The sequence below is a fragment of the Rhizomicrobium sp. genome (assembly GCF_056722145.1).
The window spans coordinates 1-8,158 of sequence record NZ_JBWZET010000362.1 but is presented as its reverse complement, the minus strand read 5'-3'; the positions used below and the strand labels follow the sequence as shown (position 1 = coordinate 8,158).

Annotated in this window: 12 protein-coding genes; 6 read left to right on the top strand and 6 right to left on the bottom strand. The window is 64.5% G+C overall.

Going from position 1 to position 8,158, the window contains the following annotated elements; translation table 11 throughout:
• The coding region (locus AC1P6P_RS19075; protein ID WP_481404029.1) for an alpha/beta fold hydrolase at positions 1-320 on the top strand (320 nt) is incomplete at its 5' end.
• Positions 321-323: 3 nt separating this feature from the next.
• Here the strand turns inward: AC1P6P_RS19075 and AC1P6P_RS19070 are convergent.
• Positions 324-1,004, bottom strand: a complete 681-nt coding sequence (locus tag AC1P6P_RS19070; protein ID WP_481404028.1) for a TlpA family protein disulfide reductase — start codon at positions 1,002-1,004, stop codon at positions 324-326.
• On the bottom strand, positions 1,005-2,480 hold the full coding sequence (locus tag AC1P6P_RS19065; RefSeq protein ID WP_481404027.1) for a hypothetical protein: 1,476 nt from the start codon (positions 2,478-2,480) through the stop codon (positions 1,005-1,007).
• 157 nt (positions 2,481-2,637) lie between these two features.
• Here AC1P6P_RS19065 and AC1P6P_RS19060 point away from each other — a divergent pair, with 157 nt between their 5' ends.
• From AC1P6P_RS19060 to AC1P6P_RS19050, 3 genes are read left to right on the top strand one after another with little or no spacing between them, the layout of a single operon-like run.
• Positions 2,638-3,087 (top strand): MarR family winged helix-turn-helix transcriptional regulator, encoded by a 450-nt coding sequence (locus tag AC1P6P_RS19060; protein ID WP_481404031.1) that lies wholly within the window; start codon positions 2,638-2,640, stop codon positions 3,085-3,087.
• A gap of 1 nt (position 3,088) precedes the next feature.
• Complete coding sequence (locus AC1P6P_RS19055; protein ID WP_481404026.1) at positions 3,089-3,646, top strand: cysteine hydrolase family protein; 558 nt, start codon at positions 3,089-3,091, stop codon at positions 3,644-3,646.
• A 32-nt stretch (positions 3,647-3,678) separates the two neighbouring features.
• On the top strand, positions 3,679-4,878 hold the full coding sequence (locus AC1P6P_RS19050) for an MFS transporter (RefSeq protein ID WP_481404030.1): 1,200 nt from the start codon (positions 3,679-3,681) through the stop codon (positions 4,876-4,878).
• Here AC1P6P_RS19050 and AC1P6P_RS19045 read toward each other — a convergent pair.
• Complete coding sequence (locus AC1P6P_RS19045; RefSeq protein ID WP_481404025.1) at positions 4,875-5,318, bottom strand: hypothetical protein; 444 nt, start codon at positions 5,316-5,318, stop codon at positions 4,875-4,877. The genes AC1P6P_RS19050 and AC1P6P_RS19045 overlap by 4 nt on opposite strands.
• A gap of 119 nt (positions 5,319-5,437) precedes the next feature.
• Between AC1P6P_RS19045 and AC1P6P_RS19040 the strand changes: the two genes are divergently transcribed.
• Entirely contained in the window at positions 5,438-5,812 is a 375-nt protein-coding gene (locus tag AC1P6P_RS19040; RefSeq protein WP_481404024.1) for a hypothetical protein, read from the top strand.
• Position 5,813: 1 nt separating this feature from the next.
• Here AC1P6P_RS19040 and AC1P6P_RS19035 read toward each other — a convergent pair whose 3' ends face one another.
• The 3 genes from AC1P6P_RS19035 to AC1P6P_RS19025 all read right to left on the bottom strand — a co-directional run bounded on the left by AC1P6P_RS19035 (position 5,814) and on the right by AC1P6P_RS19025 (position 7,630).
• On the bottom strand, positions 5,814-6,578 hold the full coding sequence (locus tag AC1P6P_RS19035; protein WP_481404023.1) for a hypothetical protein: 765 nt from the start codon (positions 6,576-6,578) through the stop codon (positions 5,814-5,816).
• 9 nt (positions 6,579-6,587) lie between these two features.
• Entirely contained in the window at positions 6,588-6,848 is a 261-nt protein-coding gene (locus tag AC1P6P_RS19030; RefSeq protein ID WP_481404022.1) for a GlsB/YeaQ/YmgE family stress response membrane protein, read from the bottom strand.
• Positions 6,849-6,925: 77 nt separating this feature from the next.
• Entirely contained in the window at positions 6,926-7,630 is a 705-nt protein-coding gene (locus AC1P6P_RS19025; RefSeq protein WP_481404021.1) for a DUF1003 domain-containing protein, read from the bottom strand.
• A 129-nt stretch (positions 7,631-7,759) separates the two neighbouring features.
• Between AC1P6P_RS19025 and AC1P6P_RS19020 the strand changes: the two genes are divergently transcribed.
• A partial coding sequence (locus AC1P6P_RS19020; protein WP_481404020.1) for a DUF6491 family protein occupies positions 7,760-8,158 on the top strand: 399 nt, incomplete at its 3' end.

Genomic DNA, 8,158 nt, shown 5'->3' with positions numbered 1-8,158 from the left:
ACCCCACCAAGATCGACGAGGCGACGCGGGTGCACTACGCCGCGCTGTATGCGCGCCCGCACGCGATCCACGATGCCTTCGAGCAGTTCAAGGCGTTTCCGCAGGACGGCATCGACAACCGCGCCTTTCTCGCACACGGCAAGCTGACGATGCCGGTGCTGGCGCTCGGTGGCGAAAAATCTTACGGCCGCGCGATGGAAACCGAACTGCGCTTCGTCGCCACCAACGTGCAAGGCGGCGTCATTCCCGCCTCGGGCCATTGGGTGATGGAGGAAAACCCTGAGGCGACGACGCGGCTGGTGCTCGCCTTCCTGCGCTAACGATCAATGCAAAAAGCCGTTCGCCATCGCCGCGGCGAAGGCTTCACCCTCGGGCTTGCCCCAGACGCTTTGGGCTTGGCCTTTGATGGCGCGGGTGACGGTTTCGGGATCGCCCGTTTTTGCCGGCGCGGTGCCATCGGAGGCGTCGTCGGCGGTGATGCGGCCCATTTCGCGCCCCACCACGCGGCCGTCCGGCGCGATCAGGAGATTGCAGGGCAGGGCGTAGCTGTCGCCTTGGCGGCCCATGGTGCGAAGAAGGCGGCTGCCGAGCCTGCTTTCGGCGACAGCCGGCAACGCCTCGCAATGCAGAACCGCGAACAACTGCAGAATATCGTGCGGCGTGAGCTGCTTGTTGGTGGCGTTCAAGACCGGCAGGATGGTGAAGCGGCTGTTGGCGTATTTACTTTGCAGGCGGCCGAAATCGGGAAGCTCGCTCATGCACGGCGCGCACCATTCCGCCCACAGCGGCATCAGAACCGTGCGCCCTTTCCAGCGATCGATGCTGAAGGTCCCATCCATGCCGATCAGCGGCACGTCGGGCAGGGTGCTGGTCGGCGGCTTCTCGAAGGCGCGCGCCAGCGAATTGTCGGCGAGGATGCCGTGCGCGACGGGACTGTCGTCGGCGTGGGCAGGCACCAGGGCCGCGGCGGCCAGTCCGGTGAGAACGGCACGGCGTGTGCGCATCTACTCCTCCGGTTTCAGGAAGCTGTGGAAGCTGATCGATTGATCGGCAAGGCCCATGATGAGCAGGGTTTCGGGCACGCTGTCGTCGATTTCCTCGCGCAGGAGCTGTTCGATCTTGGCGTGCTGATCGGGGCTGAGGGCGGTTGCCTTGTCGCCCGGCCACAGCGACGGATCGACATTGCGCCACGGCACGTCGCGCGGCCACGCCAGGCTCGGTTGGCCGCGATACCAGCCGAGCACTTTGTGCGTACGCGGATCGACCACCGCGATCTGGTAGTAGGTGAACACCGCCGCGCCGGTCGGGCGCACGCGCCAGTCGCTGACGATGCCGGTGCCGTGCCACGGATCGGGCTGGTTGCCCGGCGTCTTGATGAAGACGAAATAGACATCGATGTCGTTCGATACCGGCAGGCCGTGAATAGTAGCGATCGGCTTGTCGTCCTTGTCGAACAGGCGAGCCTGCGCCAGCGCCGCGCGGTCTACCGTGATGTCCTTCACCGTGAAGCGCCGCCCCAGCACCTCGCGCGCCACCTTCTCGACTTCGCTGTCGAGGTTCATCTCGGGTATCGCGATGGTGGTGTCGCTCTTCAGCACATTGGGGAAAAAGCCGGGATTGGCGAGTTCGAACTGGTCGCCGATGGCCGATGCCACCGCAACTGTGCGGACATTGCGGTGCCGCTCCTGGCCCTTCGGCGTCGGATACAGCGTGCGTCCGCCGATCGGCGGCAGGTCGACGCCGAAATTCAGCGCCCGGATGGTTTCCAGCAGCGACATCGACATCAGCATTTCGTAAATCGGGCGGGATTTGGCGAGGGTTTCGGATGACGGCGCCGCTTTCGGGAACGCCATGCCGCCGACATCGAGCCCGGCATACATCGGCATCGATTCGGCGCGGAACTGGATGCGCGCGGCGGCCTTGCCGATGTATTCGAAGGTCTTGGCGTCCACCACTTCCAGCATGTAATTGGCGCTGAAGCTGCCGCCGAGATGGCCTTCGATGCTGCGGTAGGCATACTCGTAATAAAGGCCGGTGAAATTCTCGTCGGCATAAGGGCGCACCAGGATGTAGGCATCCACCGGCGCGGCATGGCCGGCGAAATAGTGCTGCAGCTTCTCCTTGTTGCCCGCGAACCAGCCGATGCCCGCGGCCGGCATGCTGGCGCGGTCGAACGGCGCATCGACGATGGTGAAGCGCTTCGACAGCGTGCGGCGCAGCGCGGCTTCGACCAGATCGTCGAGTTTCCAGTCGCGGATGTCGCCGACGAACTTGTTGCTCACCCAGTTGTCGCGGAAGAACTCCACCCGCTGGCCGACCGTGGAAATGATGGCGACGGTCTTGATCTTGGAATAGTCGCCGGCCTTGGAATCGTCGGCCAGACGCGATGCGAACGGAGTCGAATAGAAGAATGCCGGATCGGCCTTGGCGCCAAACGTCAACACCGCGGCCGCAAGCGCCGCCAGAACCAGTTTCCGCATTCGATTCCCCCCATCCGATAGTTCGCCATTATGCGCTGCGGCGCGGCGACAACCGATGCTTCAGGATGCCGCTCGCCATGGTTTACGGATCGGATGGGTGCAGAAATATATGAAGGCCACCTTTACAGGTAACCTGTATATCGACTATGCTCCCGCCATGGTCAAGACTGACAAACCGGCGGACGACATCGCCACCGTGACGGCGGGCGAGCTGCGCGTCGTGCTCGGGCAACTCAAGCGGCGCCTGCGCGAGCAATCGCCGCCGCACGATCTCACCTGGTCGCAGGTCAGCGTGCTGTCGCTGCTCGAGCGTCAGGGTCCGGCGTCGATCAGCGATCTGGCGCGGCTTGAAGGCATGCGGCCGCAATCGATGGGCGAAATCATCGCCGCGCTGCAGTCGGCGGGGCTGGTGAGTGGCGCGCCCGATCCGGCGGACGGCCGTCGCACGCTGCTGTCGCTCACGTCCGCTTGCCGCGAGCGCATTCGGGCCGGGCGAGCGCAGCGCGAAGATTGGCTGGCACACCGCATTCGCGAAAAGCTTTCCGCCGCCGAGCAGAAGCGGCTTTGCGAAACCATGGCGCTGCTGCGGCGCCTCTGTGAGGTTTGATATGGCGTTTTCGACACTCGATCCCAAAACGGCCCTGATCGTCATCGATCTGCAGAAGGGCATTGCCGCGATGGCGGCAGCCGTCGGCGGTGCTGCGGTGATCGCCAATGCCGCCCGGCTGGCCGATGCGTTTCGCGCCCGTGGTTTGCCGGTGGTGCTGGTCAACGTGGTGCCGAAAGGGCCGCGGCGGACGGAGCAGAGTTTCGGCGCCCGCGAACTGCCGCCGGATTGGGCCGAGCTGGTGCCCGAGCTGAACGTTCAGCCGACGGACCATTGCATCACCAAGTCGAGCTGGGGCGCGTTTTCCGGCACCGGGCTGCAAGAATGGCTGCAGGCGCGCGGCGTCACGCAAGTGATGATGGCCGGCATTTCCACCTCGATCGGGGTCGAGACCACGGCGCGCCAGGCGTTCGAGGCCGGCTTCAATGTCGGCTTCGCGCTCGATGCCATGACCGATGGGAATCCTGACGCGCAAGCCAACAGCGTCACCCGCATTTTCCCGCGGCTGGGCGAGACCGGGACCACCGATGATGTCGTGAGGCTCGTCGCGCGCGCATGAGCTCACCGGCGTTATCGGGGGTTCTCGGCGGCCTGAAGCACACCTTCCGTTCGCTCGCGAACGCCAATTACCGCATCTGGGCGGCGGGCGCTCTGGTGTCGAACATCGGCACCTGGATGCAGCGCATCGCCCAGGACTGGCTGGTGCTGACCGAACTGACGCACAACAACGCCAGCGCCGTCGGCATCGTCATGTCGCTGCAGTTCGCGCCGCAGCTTCTCCTGCTGCCGTGGAGTGGCTGGGCCGCCGATCGCTTCGACCGCCGCAAATACCTCATCGTCACCCAGGCCGCGCTCGGTCTGTTGGCGCTGGTGCAGGGGCTGCTGGTGATCTTCGCGGTGGCGCAGCTTTGGCACGTTTATGTGCTGGCGTTCCTGTTCGGTTGTGTCGCGGCGCTCGATTTGCCGGCGCGTCAGGCGTTTGTGTCGGACATCGTGGGCGAGGCGGATGTTGCCAATGCGGTTGGCCTCAATTCCACGTCGTTCAACGCGGCGCGTCTGGTCGGTCCGGCGATTGCGGGCGGCATGATCGCGGTCGCCGGCTCCGGCTGGGTGTTCGTGGTCAATGCGTTGTCGTTTGCCGCCGTGATCGGCGCACTGTGGCGGGTCAAGATGGTGGCGCACGCGCCCAAACGGGCCGAACGCAAGTCGGGCGGTTTGGCGGAGGGCTTTGCGTATATCTGGAAGCGGCATGACCTGTTGGTGACGCTGGTGATCGCGTTCCTGATCTGCACCTTCGGGCTCAATTTCCCGATCTTCATTTCCACCATGTCGGTGCGCGAGTTCCACGCCGGCGCCGGCCAATACGGCATTTCGGTGTCGATCATGGCGGTCGGCTCGCTGATCGGCGCGCTGATGGCGGCGTCGCGGCACCAGCCGACGCTGCGTCATCTGCTGATCGGATCGGGCATATTCGGATTGGGCTGTGCGGCGGCGGCAGTGTCGCCCATCTATCTCGTGTTCGGCCTGACGCTGGTGGTGATCGGCGTCGCGGCCCAGACCGTCACCACCGGCTGCAGTGCCCTGCTGCAGCTCAGCACCGCGCCGGAGGTGCGCGGCCGCGTGCTCGCCATCTATCTCGCCATCGCGCTCGGCGGTACGCCGCTTGGCGCCCCGCTGGTGGGATGGGTGGCCGACGCGCTGGGGCCGCGCTGGGCGCTTGGCGTCGGCGCCGCCTCAGGCATCCTCTCGGCGGCGATTGCGATGGTCTATCTGATGCGGCGCAAGGGTTAGCAGTTGTTGGATTCGTCGTAGCCGAGTGGCACTGGGCGCATCTGCAACGCCTTGGCCCAGGCGCTCAAGGGTTCGGGCTTGCCTTTCGAGATCACCCAGAAGGCGGTGACGTTCGTCTGCGGCGGATTCGGCTTGGCGCCCGGACCGGGCTGCTTGGGCGCCGGCGGCACATCGAACACCAGCTTCAGCACGGTGTCGCCCGGCTTGGCGCCGTATTCGGGCCACGCCACGGCGCGCGTCTCGGACCACGAAGTTTCAGGATGGAGGATCATCTTGCAGGCCGCCATCCGCTTGGTCAGCGAAATTCCGGCGGCGGTCTGGATGCTGTCGGCGGTCTTCTGCACCTGCTTCCAATCGGTGACTGGCGCGGCAGCGCTCGGACCGGCCAGAGGGGCCAGCAGGGCGGTGGCAATCAGGGCGGCGCCGGCAGTTTTCAACATGGGTGAAGCCTTTTGATATCCCGGAGAAGATAACACGCGGGAATGAACCGGAAGGCAAGAGAGGCGTTCATCACCTGTTCAGGTGGATTGCTCTAAGTTGGTAAAAACCGGAGGAGCCTATGACCAGAACGGACATCGCCCTTCTTGCCACCGCCGCGACGGTCGCCGTGATCGCCGCGTGGGCCGGCAATGCCTTAGCCGATCCCGCCCAGCCGAGCTGCATCGACACCAAGAGAAGCTACGTCGCCCGGCCGCTGCGATTCAGCGACGTCTGGGTGCAGAACTCGATCGGCACCAAGAAGCCGCCGATCCGGGTTTCGACCAGCTGCCGCCATCTGGGCTCGACCTATGCCATCAGCCTGTCGAGCGAATTCACCTGCCTCAGCCTGGGCGACGTGGTCGTAGCGACGGCCGGCGGCGAACGCCAATCCTGCCGCGTCACCAAAATCCAAGCCTACGCGCCCCAGGACGGCGACTTGCCGGAGAAGAAATAGCTTACTTCACCTGCTTGCATGTCTGGTTGGTGCGGTTAACCGCGAGGCCGAGCCAGAAGGCGCGCGGGGTGCAGAACATTGCGGTACCGGCGCCGCGGCAGTCGTCGTTGGCCTGGCTTGGATCGCCGATGCGGGCGACGAGGTAATCGCCGGCCGGAATGAGGCGCACGCTGCAGCGATGCTCGCCGCCGCCGCGGGCCTTCAGCGTGATGCCGACGCCGGCCGGCATCTGCCTGAGGTCGGCGAGACCGAGGTGGCAGCTCTGGTCCTCGCCGCCCTTTTCGGACAGATCCAGCGTCAGCGCCTTCACCCGCCCGCCCTTGAGCGTGAGGTCGATGCTCTGGCGGGTCTTGGTGCCGAAATCCGGGTCCTCTGCGCGCACCGTGCAGGCGATGCGGCCGTCGGCGTTTTTCAGGCTGCCGCGGACTTCGTCGAACACGATGGGAAAGCTTTTGTGGCGGGCGACGTCGGTCCAGGTTCCAGTCCAACGCCCGTCCTTGATGCGGCCTTTGAACGAGCCGGTGCGGCTGTTGGTGTCGGCGACGAATTCCTGGAGGTCGAACAGGCCGCCTTGATCGACCTTGCCTTCCAATCGCAGCTGCTTGCCGACCTTGAGATAGAAATACCAGCCCGACACCGTGTCGCCGGTGCGGTCGAGATCGAGGAATACCGGCGCCTTGCCGATGCTGCCCGCCAGAAGGATCGGCTGGGCGGTGGCCGCGGACGCCATCAGCACGAGGGCCGCGACGAACATCCTCACGCGCATGGCATCCCCCTAGTGAAGGTTGCGGCGGCCGGTCACGGCATTCCATAACAGCAGGACGATGACCGCTCCGATGATCGCAACCAGCATGGATGTGAGGCTGAAATGGAACCAGACCGGATGGCCTAGGGCGCCGAAGATCGCGCCGCCGACCAGCGCGCCGACGACGCCGACCGCGATATTGATGATACAGCCCTTGCCGCGGACCCCGACAATGCTGCTGGCAATGGCACCGGCGATCAGCCCGAACAACATCCAGCCCAGAATGGACATCTTTGGAATCCCTTCCGATCCCCGCGATAATAGGCGCCCGCCGGCCAGAGTGAAGCCGGATTGAAGCGGTTTTGCGGCTACCCCTTGGTCCGGTTGGCGAGGTCTTGGATCATTTCGGTCTGCATGCGCTGGATTTCCAGCAGGCGCTGCCATTGGTGGTGCAGGAGCTGGTCCATCTTTTCCGACAGCACCCGCACCTCGATCTCGGCCTTGAGATTGACCTGATAGTCGTTCTCGGCCCTGAGGCGGTCGCGCGATTCCTGGCGGTTCTGGCTCATCATGATGATCGGCGCCTGGATCGCGGCCAGCATCGACAGGATCAGGTTGAACAGGATGAAGGGGTAGGGATCGAACGGCCGCCACAACAGCGGAATGGTGTTGATCAGCACCCACACCGCCATGACGCTGAAGAAGATGATGATGAATTTCCACGAGCCGCCGAATTCGGCCACCTTGTCGGCGATGCGGGCACCGACGGTCTGGCGGCCGGTTTCGAATTCGCGGTTGAGGTTGTCGGTGACGATCTGGTTCTGGCGGATGCTTTCCACCACTTCGGTCTCGAGCGCCGACAGCTCGCGATGATCCTGCTGCACCTGCTCGAGCACATAATCGGTGCGGAAGTGGTTGTGGCAGGCGGTGCATATATTGTCGTTGAGGGTCCAGTTGGGGTGTTTTCGCCGGATCAGGGCGTCGACAGCCGGGCGGATCAGGATGCCCGGAATGATCTCCGCCGCGGGCTTCGTTTGTCCGCAGATAGCGCATTGTGACGAGGGCTGGGCCATGACGACGTCTCCAACATGAATTTCATGAAATGAGCGGGGAAGTATGCGACGGACGCCCGGTTCATATGCCGTTCATCCGGTGTTTGGTCTTATAGAATGCTACATCGGTTCTCAGGAGTACTGGCAACGATGAAACGAGAAATTGTCCTTGCGGCGCTGCTGCTGGCTTCCGCTCCGGCCTACGCCGACGACGCCAAGCCTGCCGCCGCCCCCGCCCCCGCCCCCGCTAATGTGTGCCTGCGCCATCACGATCTCGATGGCTTTGGCGCCCGCGACCGCCACTCGATGGTGGTCAACGACCGCTTCGGCAAGAAGTACCTCGTCAGTCTGGCCGGGCTGTGTGACGACATCGATTTCGCCTTTGGGGTCGGTTTCCGGCCGCTCGGCGGCGCGAATTTCGGCTCGTGTCTCGACCGCGGCGACCGCGTCGTGATGCGCGGCGGCGGCGCGCTGCCCGGCAACAACACCTGCTGGGTGACCAAGGTCCAGCTCTATTCCAAGGACATGGAAGCCGCCGACAAGCAGGCC